The sequence below is a fragment of the Streptomyces phaeoluteigriseus genome (assembly GCF_001896135.2).
Classification (GTDB): Bacteria; Actinomycetota; Actinomycetes; order Streptomycetales; family Streptomycetaceae; genus Streptomyces; species Streptomyces phaeoluteigriseus.
This window is the reverse complement of record NZ_MPOH02000015.1, coordinates 47,573-62,896: the sequence shown is the minus strand read 5'-3', so window position 1 is coordinate 62,896 and position 15,324 is coordinate 47,573. Positions and strand designations below refer to the sequence as shown.

The window sequence follows — 15,324 nt, the reverse complement described above, 5'->3', positions numbered from 1 at the left end:
CCTGTCAGCGCACCGGGTGCTTGCTCATGATGGACACCCGGTTGAAGGCGTTGATGGTGACCGCCACCCAGACCACCGCCGAGATCTGGTCCTCGGTGAGGGCCTCCCGGGCGTCGGTGTACGCGGCCTCCTGCGCGGCGGCGTCGGCCGGGAGGGTGGTCGCCTCCGCCAGCGCCAGGGCGGCGCGCTCGAGCGGGCTGAACAGCTGGGTGTCCCGCCAGGCGGCGAGCACGCCCAGCCGCCGGGGCGAGTCGCCCGCGCGCAGGGCGGCCTTGGTGTGCAGGTCGAGGCAGAAGGCGCAGCCGTTGAGCTGCGAGACACGCAGATTGACGAGTTCGATGACGGTGCGCTCCAGGCCCGCCTCGGCGGCTGTCGCGCGCACGGCCTCGGAGGTCTGGAGGAGTGCGTGGTAGGCCTTGGGGCTCTGCTTGTCGATGAAGATCCGTCGAGTCATAGTTGAATATCAAACATTCTTGAGGGGTCTGGGGCGGACCGGGCGAGAGGTGGGCACAGTGAGCAAGGACGAGGCTCTCACCCCCGCGTGACGTGCCGCCGGGCGGCCCCGGGCGATGACCGTGCGGCGGACGACACAGCGGCGCTGACCTTGGCCGGGCGTGCGGGCCGCGTCGCCAGGGGCGTCATCGTCGGGGGAGTGGCAGGCCACGTCGGTGGGCCCCCGGCCCTCTGCCGACCGCTGGCTGCGCGTCCACCGGGGCCGCACCGCCCGCCCCCGCCCTCGCCTGGTGTGCCACGGTCTGGTGTGCCACCGCCTGGTGTGCCACCGCCTGGTGTGCCTCCCGCACGCCGGCGGCACAGCTCGGCTGTTCCCCGGCGGGCCGGGCGGCCTGCCCGAGGACGTCCAACTCCTCGCCGTGCGCTGTCCGGCCTCGCCCGAAGGGCGTTGTCAGTGGTGGGAGGCAGGATGACGGGTATGACGACACCTGCCGCACACATCGTGGACGCCGCCGCCTACGCGCAGGCGGTCGAGGACGCCGTGCAGGCGTCCGCCGCCTACTACACCGGGGGCACCTCGGTGCTGGACGACGACGCCTACGACCGGCTGGTGCGGGGTGTCGCGGCCTGGGAGGCCGCTCATCCCGAGGACGTACTGCCCGAATCGCCGACCGGCAAGGTGGCCGGCGGCGCCGTGGAGGGCGACGTCCCGCACACGGTCGCGATGCTCAGCCTGGACAACGTGTTCTCGCCGGAGGAGTTCACCGCCTGGGCCGCGTCACTGGCCGGGCGCGTCGGCCACGAGGCGGAGCGGTACAGCGTCGAACCGAAGCTGGACGGCCTCGCGATCGCGGCCCGCTACACCGGGGGCCGTCTGACCCGGCTGATCACGCGGGGCGACGGGACGGCCGGCGAGGACGTCACGCATGCCGCCGGCACCGTCGAGGGCCTGCCCGAGCGGCTGACCGAGCCGGTCACCGTGGAGGTGCGTGGCGAAGTCCTCATGACGACCGCCCAGTTCGAGCACGCCAACGAAGTCCGCACCGCGCACGGCGGCCAGCCCTTCGCCAACCCGCGCAACGCCGCCGCGGGCACCCTGCGCGCCAAGGACCGCGCCTACACCGTGCCGATGACCTTCTTCGGTTACGGGCTGCTGCCCCTCACCGACACCGAGCCGGGCCTCGCCGCCGCCCTCGGCGAGGCCGCGCACAGCGACCTGATGGCCCGCGCCGCGGGGCTCGGCGTGAACACGACCGCCGCGACGGCCGTGCCCGGCGTCACCGCGGACACCGTGGAGGACGTCCTCGCCCGGGTGCGGGAGATCGCCGCACTGCGCCCCGCGCTGCCGTTCGGGATCGACGGGATCGTCGTCAAGGCCGATCTGGCCGCCGACCAGCAGGCCGCCGGATCCGGCTCCAGAGCCCCGCGCTGGGCGATCGCCTACAAGCTGCCGGCCGTCGAGAAGATCACCCGGCTCCTGGAGGTGGAGTGGAACGTGGGCCGCACCGGCATCATCGCGCCCCGGGCCGTCCTCGCCCCGGTGGAGATCGACGGCTCCACCATCACCTACGCCACCCTCCACAATCCGGCCGACATCACCCGCCGCGACCTGCGCCTCGGCGACCACGTCATGGTGCACCGGGCCGGTGACGTCATCCCCCGCATCGAGGCGCCGGTCGCCCACCTGCGCACCGGCGCGGAACAGCCGATCGTCTTCCCCGAGGCCTGCCCGCGCTGCGGATCGGCCATCGACACCGGCGAGCAGCGCTGGCGCTGCGAGAACGGCCGCAACTGCCACCTCGTCGCCTCCCTCTCCTACGCAGCCGGTCGCGACCAGCTCGACATCGAGGGCCTCGGCCACACCCGCGTCGTGCAACTCGTCGAGGCGGGCCTGGTCGCCGATCTCGCCGACCTGTTCACCCTCACCCGTGAGCAGCTCCTCGGCCTGGACCGGATGGGCGAGACCAGCACCGACAAACTCCTCGCCGCGCTCGCCACGGCCAAGGGCCGACCGCTGGCGCGGGTGCTGTGCGCGCTCGGCGTGCGCGGTACCGGGCGCTCCATGTCCCGCCGTATCGCACGCCACTTCGCCACCATGGACCATCTGCGCGCCGCCGACGCGGAAGCGATCCGGCGGGTGGACGGCATCGGCACCGAGAAGGCCCCGTCCATCGTGGCGGAGCTGGCCGAACTCGCCCCGCTCATCGACAAGCTGGCCGCGGCGGGCGTCAACATGACCGAGCCCGGCGCCACGCCGCCCGCCCCCGCGGCCGAGGAGACCGCCGAACCCGCCGAACCCGCCCAGGTCGGCGAGTCCCCCGCGTCGGCCGGCGGGCCGCTGGCCGGGATGACGGTGGTGGTCACCGGTGCGATGACGGGCCCGCTGGAGAAGCTCAGCCGCAACGAGATGAACGAACTCGTCGAGCGCGCGGGCGGCCGCTCCTCCTCCAGCGTCTCCAGGAAGACCAGCCTGGTCGTCGCCGGGGAGGGCGCCGGCTCCAAGCGCGCCAAGGCGGAGTCCCTCGGTGTGCGCCTGGCCACCCCCGACGAGTTCGCCGTCCTGGTCGCCGACCTCATCGGCTGACCGTGACCGCCCCGGGCGGAGCCGGCGCCACCACGGCCCCACCACGGCTCCGCCCGGCGGGCTCAGTAGTGGGCTCAGTAGTTCTTCCACTCGTCGAGCACGTACTCCAGGACCGTCGGCTCCATAAGCGTGCTCGGCCGTACGTCCTCGCGGCGGCGGTCGACGGGGAACACCGTGGCCGCCGTCAGGACCGAGTCGTCCAGGTAGCGCAGGCGCGGGGCCTCGGGCGCCAGTCGCAGCGCCGGGGGAGTGGTGCCGCCGCGGGTGGCCAGCACGAAACCCCAGTTGCCGAAGCTCGGCACGTCCACCTGGAACTCGGTGGTCGTGTACCCGGCCGTCTCGACGGTCGCCGCGATCGACCAGAACGTCTTCGGCGCGAAGAACGGCGACCCGCTCTGCACCACGACCTGGCTCCGCGGCGTCAGGACCTGGCCGAGCAGGGTGTAGAACTCCACCGAGTACAGCTTGGCCAGCGCGGCCGTGTCCGGGTCGGGGAAGTCGATGATCACCGCGTCGTACCGCTGCCGGGCGGTGCGCAGCCAGTTGAACGCGTCGGCGTTGACCACCTGGACCCTCGGGTCGGCGAACGCCCGGTCGTTCAGCTCGCGCAGCGGCTCGAAGTCGCGGGCGAGCTTCGTCATCGCCGGGTCCAGCTCGACGAGCGTCACCTGGCGTACGTCGTCGTACCGCAGGACCTCGCGCAGGGCGAGGCCGTCACCGCCGCCCAGGATCAGCACCTCGTCGCGCCGTGCGGACAGCGCGGGGTGGACGAGCGACTCGTGGTAGCGGTACTCGTCGACGGAGCTGAACTGGAGGTCGCCGTTGAGGAAGAGGCGCGTGTCGTCACCGCCGGTGAAGGCGGTGGCGCGGGTGACGACGATGTCCTGGTACGGCGTCGTCTCGGCGTGCACGATCGGGTCCCGGTACATCTGCTGGCGCGCGGTGACCTCCAGGTCGTCCGCGAGCACGTACGCCGTGCCGAGCACGGCCAGTACGGCGCTCACCCCGGACAGGAGGCCGACCTGGACGAAACGCCGGGTCTGCCTGCGGAAGATGAACAGGACCACGAGGACGCCGGCCACCGCGTTGACCGCGCCGACCACCAGCGCGCCCCGCAGCTGTCCGAACGTCGGCAGGAGCAGCAGCGGGAAGCACAGCCCGCCGACCAGTGCCCCGATGTAGTCGACGGCGAACATGTCGGCGACGGCGCTGCCCGCCTCCTGCCGCCGGATCCGTTGCAGCAGTGTCATCAGCAGCGGGATCTCGGCCCCGATCAGGAGGCCCACCACCAGCGTGATCACGATCATCGCCGGGGTGTAGAGCTGGAGCCAGGCGAACGCGGCGTATAGCACCAGCACGGACAGCCCGCCGACGAGTGCGAGAGCGCCCTCGACGAGTGCGAAGGCGCCGACCGCGCGGCGGCGCAGCGGTTTGGCGGCGAGCGAGCCGAGGCCCATCGCGAAGACCATCACGGAGATGACCACGGAGGTCTGCAGGACGGAGTTGCCGATGAGGTAGCTGCCCAGCGCGGTGAGCGCCAGCTCGTAGACGAGGCCGCAGGCGGCGCAGAGGAAGACGGCGAGCAGCAGGAGGAAGCGCGCCCCCCGGGTGTACCGGACGGCCGGGGGGCGGGAGGGCGCCGGGGTGTCGCGGCCCCGAAGTGCGGTGGTGCTCACGGGTGCGGTGCTTATGACAGTGCCGCGCCGACCATGAGGGCGGTGCCGAGGTACATCCCGGCCTGCACCCAGGCGGCCGGGTGCGGGCGGCCGTCGCTGCTGTCGTCGAGGGCGACCTCGCCCATCCGGCCCGGCGTGAGGTGCCCGATCACGATGCCGACCAGCGTCATCACCAGCACTCCGGCGAGGCCGTAGAGGAGCGTGCTCAACAGTCCGTACCCGAGGCCTTGTTCGGACTCGCTGGCCCGGATGGCCTCCATGACGACGAGGCCGACGGCGATCGACTGGCTGCCCAGCAGGACGGCCGCGCCGCGGTTGCGGTCCACCCAGACCACGTGGAACAGCTTGCCGGGCGTGACGAGGTCGAGGGCGATGAAGCCGACGGCCATCACGGCCAGGCCCACGACTCCGTAGAGCAGGGCCTCGCCCGTCGACTCGAAGATCTCGGTCACTGTGTTGCCTTTCTTGACGGCGTCGTCAGGGTCTGGTGGTGAGTCACACGTGGGGCAGGTCCGCCGGGTGTCACTTGCCTTCGCCGGGGCCGCCGCCGCGGAAGCTGTCGCTGTCCGGGTCGGGCCAGTACGTGAGGTGCCGGCTGTGCCGGTGATAGCCGTTGCGGTAGTCCTCGATCTCGATCCGGCTGCCGCTCCGGTACGGCGACACGGTGACCATGTCGTCGCCGTAGCGCAGGAACTGCATGCTCTCGCCGGACGCGCGGTCGAGCGCCTGGCGGTGGCCGTGGATGGCGTCGGCGACCTGGGTCGGGGACTTGCCCGCGACGACCCAGTCCGCGCCGCTCTCGGTGTACTTGTCGCGGATCCAGCCGCGGGGCACCCCGTCGTTGCCGTCGTCGGAGGAGCAGGCGGCGAGCAGGGCCACGGCCAGCACGGCCGCCACCGCCGCGCGGACGAGTCGGGCGCTCTTCATCGGGCCTCCAGCCGTGTGTACGTCGATACGATCTGGCCGTGCTGCGGATACGTGTGCCAGGTGCGCCAGACCAGCCCGCCGCGGGGAGGCCCTTCGGCGGTCTCGACGACGACGGCCGTCAGCGCGTCCGGTGAACCGGGGAAGATCCCGCACAGACTGTCGGGGTTCGCGGCGACCTCACGACGGATCTCCGCCACCCGGTCGCCGAAGCTCGCGGGGTCCAGCCGCCGGGTTTCGGCCGTGAAGTCGTAGCTCCAGCCGGGCAGTTGGCGGGTGAACGTCGTGGGCAGACCCTTCACGGAGCCCAGCAGGCACGCCACGGTCTCCCGTACGGGGCCGGCGAAGACCTGGTGCGAGGCGCCGAGCAGCCGCAGGCGTACGTCGAGCCCGCCCACGGTCGTCTCGTGCTCGGCGAGGGCCGGCCGCTCGTCCAGGTCCAGCGAGAAGCAGAGCTGGTCCGCGTCCGTGTCCAGATAGGGGGCGTCCAGGGCTATGGCGTGCAGGTGGACCCCCCCGGTCAGATCTTGCTATAAGCGGCGCCGAGTATGGCACATGTGGCGCAAGGGGTTTGACCAGCGGGGGCGGGAGTGATCGCCCGCGGTCCCCGGCGCTGTCCGTAGAAGCGCCTGCGGGGCCCTACCCTACGCCGCCGGGCGCGAGGCCGGATCGCCCTGCGGCGGGGCGGGGTTCGAGCAGACGGCCGTCCGGCTCGGGGCGGCCGGATCCGTGCTCACGCTCACCGAGGGGCGGGCCGGGCGCGGACCCACCCGAGCAGGAGCACCGAGCACACGGCCGCGAACGCACACCAGGTGGAGACGAACTCCAGCCGCCACAGGGTCCAGCAGACCAGCGCGCCCACCGCGACGAAGACGCCCAGCGTCAGCAGCCGCCGGTCGCCGGACAGCAGCAAGGAGCCCACCGTGGCCAGGAGGTAGCCCGTGACGAGGAGTACGGGGTGGGACAGGTCGGTCACATAGCCGATCGTGTGTCCCCGGATCTGGGCGGTGACGGGGCCGACGGCCAGCCCGTACGCGAGTCCCGCGGCGGTCGCGACGCCGACCGCGAGAACGGCGCCCAGCCGGCGTCCGGCGTGCGGCGGGGCGGCGCACCACACTCCCGCGGGCACCCACACCGCCAGCAACGGCAGCGCGATGACGGCCCAGACGACGGTGGCGGGCCCGCTGCCGCCGCCCGCGTCCCAGACCATCGCCTCGACGAGCTGATGGGCGCCGAGCAGGAGCGGCAGCGCGGCGAGCGGCAGGTCCCGCACATCGCGCACCCGCGTCACACACGCCAGTCCGACGCCGGTGACCCCGGCGCCCGCCACCAGATCGGCCGTCGCACTCCAACACATCGCGCCACCATCGAGTCGACCGTCGTGAGCCTCGGCCCCGCTGGTGCCGGCCGCGCTGTGCGCGCCACGCTACGTCGGGTCGGGCCGAGGCCGACGATGACGGCGCCGGGCCACTCCGGTCAGGCTTGGGGCTCGCTGATGTTCACCATCCAGGGGACGCCGAAGCGGTCGGTGCACATGCCGAACACGTCGCCCCACATCTGCCTCTCCAGCGGGACGGCCACCGAGCCGCCGGCGGACAGCTTCTCCCAGTAGCCGCGCAGCTCGGCGTCGTCGTCGCCGCTGAGGCTGACGGAGAAGTTGTCGCCCTGCGTGACGTTCATCCCGGGCGGGGTGTCCGCGCCCATCAGGGTGAAGCCGCTGGGGGTCTCCAGCATCGCGTGCATGATCTGGTCGGCCTCCGGCGTGTCCTGCTGTCCCGACTCCCCGTAGGTGTTGAGGGCCAGGGTGCCGCCGAAGACGTCCTTGTAGAACTCCATCGCCTGCCGGGCGTTGCCGCCGAAGCTGATGTACGGGTTGAGGCGCGAGGCCATGACCACCTCCAGGAAAGGGCAAAACGGACAGATCTGCGCAGAGTAGCGCGGTGTACCGGCGACGGCCCGTCGGTCCGCGCGGGTGCCCTGGAGGTACGCGGACGACCGGGCGTCCCGCAACACGCCACCGGACGGCCGATATCGCCGGGCCACCGACCTGACGCGCATATCGTCCGGAATATGAAGAAATGCCATTTCGTGTATCTCGCGTGCACCGCCACTGTCGTGGGGGCGAGCCTCGGCGCCGCTCCGGCGTCCGCCGGTCACACGACCCATGTGGTCCACGAGGGACAGTCCATCCAGAAGGCCGTGGACGCCGCGGCGTCCGGCGACACGGTGCTGATCACCCCGGGCACGTACCGGGAGAGCGTCACCGTGACCACACCCGGACTCACCCTGCGCGGCGTGGGCCGGGGCGTCGTGATCGAACCGGCCGCCAAGGCCGCCGGCACCTGCGCCGTGGGCGCAACGGCGTCTGCGTGGTCGGGACGGACAAGCACAAGGTCGAGGGCGTCACCCTCGCCTCCCTCACCGTCACCGGCTTCACCCGCAGTGGTGTGTACGCCGTCGCCACCGACGGTCTGACCGTGCGCAATGTCACCGCGGTGAAGAACGGGGTGTGGGGCATCGCCCAGGAAGGGTCGGTCCGCGGTGTGTTCCGCGGCAACACCGCCCGGGACAACGGCGACGCGGGCCTCTTCCTCGCCAACACCATCAGCGCCGAGAAGGGCGCCACCGACACCGACGGCACGCTCGTCGAGCGCAACCGGCTGGAGGGCAACCGGATCGGCGTCACCGTGCGCCGGCTGCGCAACCTCACCGTCGCCGGCAACCACCTCACCGGCAACTGCGCGGGAGTGTTCCTCGTCGGCGACGAGAACAAGCCCAGGGCCGGCAAGGTGACCGTCGCCGAGAACCGCATCGTGCGCAACAACAAGTCCTGCCCCAAGACCGCGCGGCTCGACGCCCTCCAGGGCTCCGGCATCGTCCTGACCGGCACCGAGGACACCCTGATCACGCAGAACGTCATCCGGGACAACGCCGGCAAGTCCCCGCTGTCCGGCGGCATCGTGCTGTTCAAGAGCTTCGTCGGCACGTCCAGCGAGCGGAACCGGATCAGCGACAACGAACTGAGCGGAAACTCCCCGGCCGACCTCGTCGACCAGGAGACCGCCAAGGCCAACACCTTCGAGGCCAACACCTGCCAGGTGTCCAGGCCCGCGGGCCTGTGCTGACCGGTCGTATCCACCCGTGAACACGACGAAAGAGAAAGGCGGCACATGACGACCGCAGAAACTGCCCCGGCGCCGTCCATGCGGCTGCGGGAGCTGGTGTTCGGGGCGGCCTGTGCCGCCGCCCTCCGCGCGACGGCCCGCCTGGGCATCGCCGACGCCCTCGGGGACAGCCCCATGGCCGTGGAGGACCTCGCGGCCGCGGTGAAGACCGAACCCAAGCCCCTGCGACGGCTGTTGCGGGCCATGTCCTGCTACGGCGTCTTCGCCGAACAGGGCGACGGAACCTTCGCGCACACCGAGATGTCCCGCCTGCTGCGCGAGGACGATCCGCACAGCCTGCGCTACATCACCCTGTGGTGCACCGAGCCGTGGACCTGGGACGCCTGGCCCAAGCTCGACGAGGCCGTGCGCACCGGCCACAACGTCGTCCAGGACCTGTACGGCAAGGAGTTCTTCACCTACCTCAACGAGGACGCGCCCGAATCCGCCCTCGTCTTCAACCGCGCGATGACCACGTCCAGCGCGCAGTCCGCACGGGACGTCGCCCAGCTCCTCGACCTGTCGGGGAGCGCCTCCGTCGCCGACATCGGCGGCGGCCAGGGGCATGTGGTGGCCAGCCTGCTGGAGAAGTACCCCACACTCCACGGGACGCTGCTCGACCTGCCCCGCGTGGTGGAGAACGCCGACCCGCGGCTGCGTCCGGGCGGCGCGCTCGCGGACCGGATGCGTATCGTGCCCGGCGACTGCCGCGAGGCCATCCCCGTCCAGGCCGATGTGTACATCATCAAGAACATCCTGGAGTGGGACGACGACAGCACCGCCAGGACGCTGCGCAACGTCATGGCGGCCGGCGGGCCCGGCGCACGGGTCGTCGTCATCGAGAACCTCGTCGACGACTCGCCCTCGATGCGCTTCAGCACCGCGATGGACCTGCTGCTGCTCCTCAACGTGGGCGGCGCGAAGCACACCACCGAGAGCATGGTGGGCCGGCTGACCGGGGCGGGCCTGGTCATCGACGACATCCGGCCGGTCAACCCCTACCTGCACGCGTTCGACTGCACCGTGCCCGCGTGACACCCCCGGACCACCGGCTTCTCAGGCCGTGGGACTCCGCTCCCAGCGGTAGAAGCAGTGCGCCATCGCGTCCTTCGGCGACCGCCAGGTCGCGGGGTCGTAGGCGCTGACGTACGCGGTCAGCCGCTCGCTGATGTCCCGGAACTCGGGGTGCCCGACCGCCTTGGCGATCGCGGGCCCCGGGTCCTGCTCGGACTCGATGAGATGCAGGTACACGTCGTCGAACTGGAAGAGACTGCGCCGGGAGACACCGATGAGGTGCGGCAGCTCCCCACGGTCCGACTCCTCGAACAGCTTCGCGATGTCCGGGGCGGACCCCGGGGCCATCCGGGCGACGATCAGGCTCTGGTGCGTCATCCGTCCTCCGTCCGGCTCAGTCGGCCAGGCTCGGCACGGGCCGGTGCTCCGTGGCCGCCTGCTCGATGCGGTCCCGGATCAGGGCCATCTGGACCTTGGAGTTCCGATTGATGTTGTCGGTCATCCAGGCGTCGTCCACGGGAGCGTCGGGCTTCATCTCGAAGTCCTGGGTCCACACCATCCGGGTGCCCTGCGGCACCTCCTCGTAGTGCCACCGGATGTTCATGAAGGCGAACGGTCCGGTCTCGACGCGGCGGGCCCGCACGGTGAGCGTGTCGCGGTCCGCCTCACGCTCGGAGACCCAGCTCCACACCTTGCCGTTCTCGTCGGGGTGCATGGTGAGCCGGAAGGTGGTCTTCTCGCCCTCCTGCCGCAGGATCTCGGCCGAGGCGTACTCGGTGAACAGCTGCGGCCAGTTCGCCACGTCGTTGGTCATGTCCCAGACCAGGTCGAGCGGGGCGGCGATGACGATCTCGTTCTCGGTGTGTGCGGACATGTCACGCCCCTGCCAGGAGAGCACTGTTGACTTGGTCGAGGAACTGCCGGGGCGTCTTGCTGCGCTCCGCGTCCGGGGGCATCGGCGTGCCGTAGCGGTTCTCCAGCTCGCCCACGATGCCGAGCAGTCCGAGCGAGTCGATGCCGAGGGCGTCGAACCCGATGTCGTACTGCCGCTGGAGGTCGTCCGAGGCGACGGTGACGCCCGCGGACTTCTTCATCAGTTCGGCCAGTTCCTCGACCGTGATGCGGTCACTCATGCGGTCCCTCTCCTTTGCTCTGTTCCTCTTGTGCGCTGTTCCTCTTGCTGGTTCTGCACCCCTTGTGCCGTGCCCCGTCACGAGGCGCCGGCGGCGCCGTGCCGCAGCACCAGCGCCGAGTTCGACCCCATGAGTCCCCGGCTGAGCACCAGCGCCGTGCGCAGTTCGGCGGGGCGGGCCCGGCCGGTCACGAGGTCGAGGTCGTGGCAGACGTCGAAGACGTGCGGGGTGGGCGGGATCAGGCCGTGCTCCATGGCGAGCACCGCCGCCGCGCTGTCCAGCACCGGCGCCGCGCAGTAGCCCCGCCCGAACCCGGTCTTCGGCGCGGTGACCGGCACCCGCCCGCCGTGCGCGCCGAGGGCGTCGGTGATGGCCAGCGCCTCGGCACGGTCCGCCGCCGGCACACCGAGCGCGTCGGCGAAGACCACGTCGATCTCCTCCGGCGCACAGCCGGCGTCCGCCAGGGCCGCGCGGACGGCTTCCGCGAGGCCCTCCCTGGACTGCTCCCAGCGGGAGGCGCCGGTGAAGGTCGCCGCGTGCCCGGCGAGCGTGGCCCGCACCCGCGCGCCGCGCTCCCGGGCCACCGACTCCTCCTCGACGACGAACATGGCGCCGCCTTCGGCCGGGACGAACCCGCAGGCCCCGTCCGTGAAGGGGCGGTAGGCGCGCTCCGGGTCCTCGCAGGTGCTCAGCTCCTCGTACCCGAGCTGGCAGACCACCGAGTAGGGGGCGAGCGGCGCCTCGGTCGCGCCGGCCACGATCACGTCGGTGCCGCGCCGTACCGCCCGCGCCGCGTGCGCCAGGGCGTCCAGTCCGCCCGCCTCGTCGGAGGCGACGACCGAGCAGGGCCCCTTGAAGCCGCGCCGGATGGAGACCTGGCCGGTGCTGGCGGCGTAGAACCAGGCGATCGACTGGTACGGCCCGACGAAGCGGCTGCCCTTGCCCCACAGGCGTTGGAGCTCCCGCTGGCCGAACTCGCCGCCGCCGGAACCGGCCGCGGTGACCACGCCGACGGAGTACGGCGCGTCGCCGGTGTCGGCCTGCCCGAGGCGGGCGTCCTCCAGCGCGAGGTCGGTCGCGGCCAGCGCGAAGTGCGTGAACCGGTCGGTCTGGACGACGTAACGCTCCTCGACCGCCGCCGACGGCTCGAACGCCCGCACTTCGCCCGCCACCCGCAGCGGCAGGTGCTCACAGCCCTCGCGGGTGACCGGGCCGAGGGCGCTGAGGCCCTCCTGGGTGGACTTCCAGAAGGACTCGGTGCTGGCTCCGTTGGGCGCGACCACACCGATACCGGTGACGGCGGCGCGCCTCGGATGGGGTTCGGTCATCTTTCCCTCTCCCTCGGCCGGTTCAGGACCACCGCCGACTGGAATCCGCCGAAGCCGCTGCCCACGGAGAGCACGCTGTTCAGCTTCCGCTCGCGCGCGTCACGCGGCACGTAGTCCAGGTCGCACTCGGGGTCCGGGGTCTCGTAGTTCGCGGTGGGCGGCACCACCTGGTGGGCCAGGGCCAGCACACAGGCGACGACCTCGATCGCGCCGATCGCGCCCAGGGAGTGCCCCACCATGGACTTGATGGAACTCATGGGCGTGTCATACGCGTGCTGCCCCAGGGTCCGCTTCACGGCGGCGGTCTCGTGCCGGTCGTTCTGCTTGGTTCCCGAGCCGTGCGCGTTGACGTAGTCGACCGCCGTGGGGTCGACCCTGGCGTGGTCGAGGGCGTCCTCGATGGCCCGCGCCATCTCCAGGCCCTCGCTGGTCAGACCAGTCATGTGGTACGCGTTGCCGAAGGTCGCGTAGCCGCCCAGCTCGCAGTAGACGTGCGCACCGCGGGCCCTGGCGTGCTCCAGTTCCTCCAGGACGAGCACCGCACCGCCCTCGCCCATGACGAAGCCGTCACGGTTGGCGTCGAAGGGACGCGAGGCGTGCGCCGGATCGTCGTTGTTGCACGACGTGGCCTTGATGGCGTCGAAGCAGGCCATGGTGATCGGGGAGATCGGCGAGTCCGAGGCGCCGGCGATGCAGACGTCGGCCCGGCCCTCCTCGATGGTGTGGAAGGCGTACCCGACGGCGTCGAGCCCGGAGGTGCAGCCCGTCGACACCGTCTGCACCGGCCCACGCGCCTCGAACCGCTCCGCCACCGTGGAGGCCAGCGTGCTGGGGGAGAACGCGCGGTGCAGATGCGGCCGGGCCCGGTCGGGGTCCACGTCCCAGCGCTGGCCGCCGTGGCTGACCAGCACGTAGTCCTGCTCCAGCCGGGTGGTTCCGCCGACCGCGGTACCCAGCGACACCCCGACCCGCCAGGGGTTCTCCCGGCCGAGGTCGAGACCGGAGTCCCGGACCGCCTCCTCCCCGGCCACCAGGGCGAACTGGATGTACCGGTCGCACCGGGCGATCTGCTCCGCGTCCAGCCCGTGCGCCGCCGGGTCGAAGTCGCACTCGGCCGCGATCCGCGACCGCAGACCCGTCGGGTCGAAGAAGGTGATGCCCCGTGTCGCGGTACGCCCGTGGGACAGCTGGTCCCAGAACGCGGGCACGCCTATCCCGCCGGGGGCGACGACTCCTATGCCGGTGACCGCCACCCGCCGGTTCATGACCCGGCCTGCTGTCGCTCGGCCGTTCGCACCGCACCGGCGTGGGCGCCCTCCGCCGCGACGGAGGCGGGCTCGGTCTCCTCCGTGTCGACGTGCCCGAGCGGCGGGCTCGGCGCCAGCGGACCCAGGTGGAAGACGAGGCGCGCCTCCACCTTGCCCACATTGCGGAACCGGTGCCGCATGTGCATCGGGATCATCAGCCCCTGCTCGGGCCGGAGCGGATGCGGTTCGCCGTCGAGGTCGACCTCCAGCTGCCCGCACACGACGTACACGAACTCCTCGGAGTACGGGTGGTAGTGCTCACCGATGCGGTCACCCGGCTGGACGATGGCCACGCCCATGAAGCCGCTGGTGGCACCGGACGTGATGGGCGTGAGCATGGCGCGCAGGTCACCGCCACGCCGGGTGTTGGGCTCGACCTCGCTGAGGTCCACGATTCTGGGACGGGATGTGATCACGACGTTGCTCCGTTTCGTGTGCTGTGTCGGCGTGGGCGACCGGCGCCCCGCCTGCCGGACGGCTCAGGCGTCGGGCGAGCGGCGGTCGGTGACGAGTTCCATGCGGGCGAGCGTGAGGAGCCGGGCGGCCGCCCCGTCGCTCAGCGCGGAGGCGTCCACACCCAGCGCGTCGGCGTCCAGCAGGGCCGTCACCTGGGCCGCCCGGGCCCGGTCCGTCAGACCGAGCACCTGAGCGGGATCGGTGTCCCCGCCGCGTACGTCGACCAGACGCACCACGACGTCGTCGCGTTGGAAGATCGTGCTGCGCAGCACCGGGCTGCGCGGGTCGTCCGCCGCCTTCTCGTCCTGCTGGGAGAGGAGTTGGGCCAGCCGCAGACCGCCGCCGTCGCGCGCCGGGTAGTACAGCGCGTGCCGTACGGCGTCCGCCTTCGTCTCGCCCGCCGTCACGTGGTGGACGGCCGGCAGTGCGGCGCGGGTGAAGAAGACCCGGGCCGACTCGGGGTCGTCGAGGTCCCGGTCGTGCTCCAGATGGGGGTTGATGGCCTCCTCGACGGCCCGCACCTCGGGCTGCCGGGCGACGTGCCGCAGCGCGGCGAGCAGGTCGCCCCTCACCTCGATGGCCCGCACGACGCGGTTGCCGTGCATGAAGAGGGAGGTGCGGATCAGCCGGGTCGTGTCGTCGACCCGGGGTTCGGGCGAGGCGTAGTCGGCGAGGATCTTCGCGACGGCCTCCTCACTGCCCGGCTTGACCGTGAAGGTGAGCGCGTGCCGGATCACGCCGTCGCCGATCCGGGGGGACGACTGGAGCCGGCGCTCGCCGGGCTCGGCGTGCGCGGCGGGGCCGCCGGTCTCGCGGACGACGTGGAACCGCAGCGACCGGGTGTCGCGCACGCAGCTGTGCAGCGGCTCCACCATCCGGACGTGCTCCTCGCTGTTGACCCAGGTGAGGAACGGCGGGGCACTCTCCCACTCGCTGGTGATGAGCCACTGGGAGGGGTTCTCGATCGACTGGCACAACTGGTCGCTGACGTGTCCGGGGACCGACGCGACCTGGTTGCAGAGCTGCTCGTACGCCTCCAGGAACTGCTGCTGGGCTCCGTCGTAGACGTCCACCAGAAGGACGACCCGGAGGTGGGAGCCGTCGAAGACGGACTGGGAGACGCGCTGCGACACCTGGCGTGTCAGCGATTCCGAGACGGGGGCGGACGTGGTGGTCATCGTGGGAGATCTCCTTCGGGGAGCGAGGCGGAGCCTCGGATGCGGTGAAGCGAAGGGAGCGTGCCTCGATCCTGTGGCGGTCCAGACCGGTGCGCGACCGGGAGGGA

The 15,324-nt window shown here is 71.8% G+C and carries 16 protein-coding genes and 1 pseudogene; 3 read left to right on the top strand and 14 right to left on the bottom strand.

Annotated features, from left to right (window positions below; all coding sequences use genetic code 11):
- Positions 1–4: 4 nt before the first annotated feature.
- A complete protein-coding gene (locus BM536_RS18070; protein WP_094103202.1) occupies positions 5–454 on the bottom strand; it encodes a carboxymuconolactone decarboxylase family protein in 450 nt (149 codons plus the stop codon).
- Between the two features lie 477 nt (positions 455–931).
- Here BM536_RS18070 and ligA point away from each other — a divergent pair, with 477 nt between their 5' ends.
- The gene (gene ligA, locus BM536_RS18065) at positions 932–3,037 is read left to right on the top strand and encodes an NAD-dependent DNA ligase LigA (RefSeq protein ID WP_245873636.1); all 2,106 of its coding nucleotides are present in this window, start codon (positions 932–934) and stop codon (positions 3,035–3,037) included.
- A gap of 74 nt (positions 3,038–3,111) precedes the next feature.
- Here the strand turns inward: ligA and BM536_RS18060 are convergent, their stop codons facing one another.
- The 6 genes from BM536_RS18060 to BM536_RS18035 form a co-directional block, all read right to left on the bottom strand.
- Positions 3,112–4,713, bottom strand: a complete 1,602-nt coding sequence (locus BM536_RS18060) for a polyamine aminopropyltransferase (RefSeq protein WP_073491111.1) — start codon at positions 4,711–4,713, stop codon at positions 3,112–3,114.
- 11 nt (positions 4,714–4,724) lie between these two features.
- Entirely contained in the window at positions 4,725–5,165 is a 441-nt protein-coding gene (locus tag BM536_RS18055; RefSeq protein WP_073491112.1) for a DUF350 domain-containing protein, read from the bottom strand.
- A gap of 70 nt (positions 5,166–5,235) precedes the next feature.
- Complete coding sequence (locus BM536_RS18050; RefSeq protein WP_073491113.1) at positions 5,236–5,640, bottom strand: DUF4247 domain-containing protein; 405 nt, start codon at positions 5,638–5,640, stop codon at positions 5,236–5,238.
- Positions 5,637–6,128, bottom strand: coding sequence for a DUF2617 family protein (locus tag BM536_RS18045; RefSeq protein WP_281258589.1), 492 nt, complete (start codon positions 6,126–6,128; stop codon positions 5,637–5,639). The genes BM536_RS18050 and BM536_RS18045 overlap by 4 nt, the downstream gene beginning before the upstream one ends.
- Positions 6,129–6,376: 248 nt before the next feature.
- Positions 6,377–6,994: a DUF6629 family protein gene (locus BM536_RS18040; protein ID WP_094103201.1), complete on the bottom strand. Its 618-nt coding sequence runs from the start codon at positions 6,992–6,994 to the stop codon at positions 6,377–6,379.
- 119 nt (positions 6,995–7,113) lie between these two features.
- Positions 7,114–7,527: a VOC family protein gene (locus tag BM536_RS18035; protein WP_073491115.1), complete on the bottom strand. Its 414-nt coding sequence runs from the start codon at positions 7,525–7,527 to the stop codon at positions 7,114–7,116.
- A gap of 180 nt (positions 7,528–7,707) precedes the next feature.
- Here BM536_RS18035 and BM536_RS18030 point away from each other — a divergent pair.
- Together BM536_RS18030 and BM536_RS18025 are read left to right on the top strand one after the other, a co-directional pair.
- A pseudogene (locus BM536_RS18030) lies at positions 7,708–8,762 on the top strand (right-handed parallel beta-helix repeat-containing protein).
- Positions 8,763–8,807: 45 nt separating this feature from the next.
- Positions 8,808–9,836: a methyltransferase gene (locus BM536_RS18025; protein ID WP_073491116.1), complete on the top strand. Its 1,029-nt coding sequence runs from the start codon at positions 8,808–8,810 to the stop codon at positions 9,834–9,836.
- 21 nt (positions 9,837–9,857) lie between these two features.
- Here BM536_RS18025 and BM536_RS18020 read toward each other — a convergent pair whose 3' ends face one another.
- The 7 genes from BM536_RS18020 to BM536_RS17990 all read right to left on the bottom strand — a co-directional run bounded on the left by BM536_RS18020 (position 9,858) and on the right by BM536_RS17990 (position 15,217).
- Entirely contained in the window at positions 9,858–10,193 is a 336-nt protein-coding gene (locus BM536_RS18020; protein WP_073491117.1) for a TcmI family type II polyketide cyclase, read from the bottom strand.
- Positions 10,194–10,209: 16 nt separating this feature from the next.
- Entirely contained in the window at positions 10,210–10,689 is a 480-nt protein-coding gene (locus BM536_RS18015; RefSeq protein ID WP_073491118.1) for an SRPBCC family protein, read from the bottom strand.
- Between the two features lies 1 nt (position 10,690).
- Complete coding sequence (locus BM536_RS18010; RefSeq protein ID WP_073491119.1) at positions 10,691–10,948, bottom strand: acyl carrier protein; 258 nt, start codon at positions 10,946–10,948, stop codon at positions 10,691–10,693.
- Positions 10,949–11,025: 77 nt separating this feature from the next.
- The gene (locus BM536_RS18005; protein ID WP_094103200.1) at positions 11,026–12,276 is read right to left on the bottom strand and encodes a ketosynthase chain-length factor; all 1,251 of its coding nucleotides are present in this window, start codon (positions 12,274–12,276) and stop codon (positions 11,026–11,028) included.
- Positions 12,273–13,541, bottom strand: a complete 1,269-nt coding sequence (locus tag BM536_RS18000; protein WP_073491120.1) for a beta-ketoacyl-[acyl-carrier-protein] synthase family protein — start codon at positions 13,539–13,541, stop codon at positions 12,273–12,275. Before BM536_RS18000 ends, BM536_RS18005 begins: the two co-directional genes overlap by 4 nt.
- Entirely contained in the window at positions 13,538–13,999 is a 462-nt protein-coding gene (locus BM536_RS17995) for a cupin domain-containing protein (RefSeq protein ID WP_073491121.1), read from the bottom strand. Before BM536_RS17995 ends, BM536_RS18000 begins: the two co-directional genes overlap by 4 nt.
- A gap of 63 nt (positions 14,000–14,062) precedes the next feature.
- On the bottom strand, positions 14,063–15,217 hold the full coding sequence (locus BM536_RS17990) for a SchA/CurD-like domain-containing protein (RefSeq protein ID WP_073491122.1): 1,155 nt from the start codon (positions 15,215–15,217) through the stop codon (positions 14,063–14,065).
- Positions 15,218–15,324 lie beyond the last annotated feature (107 nt).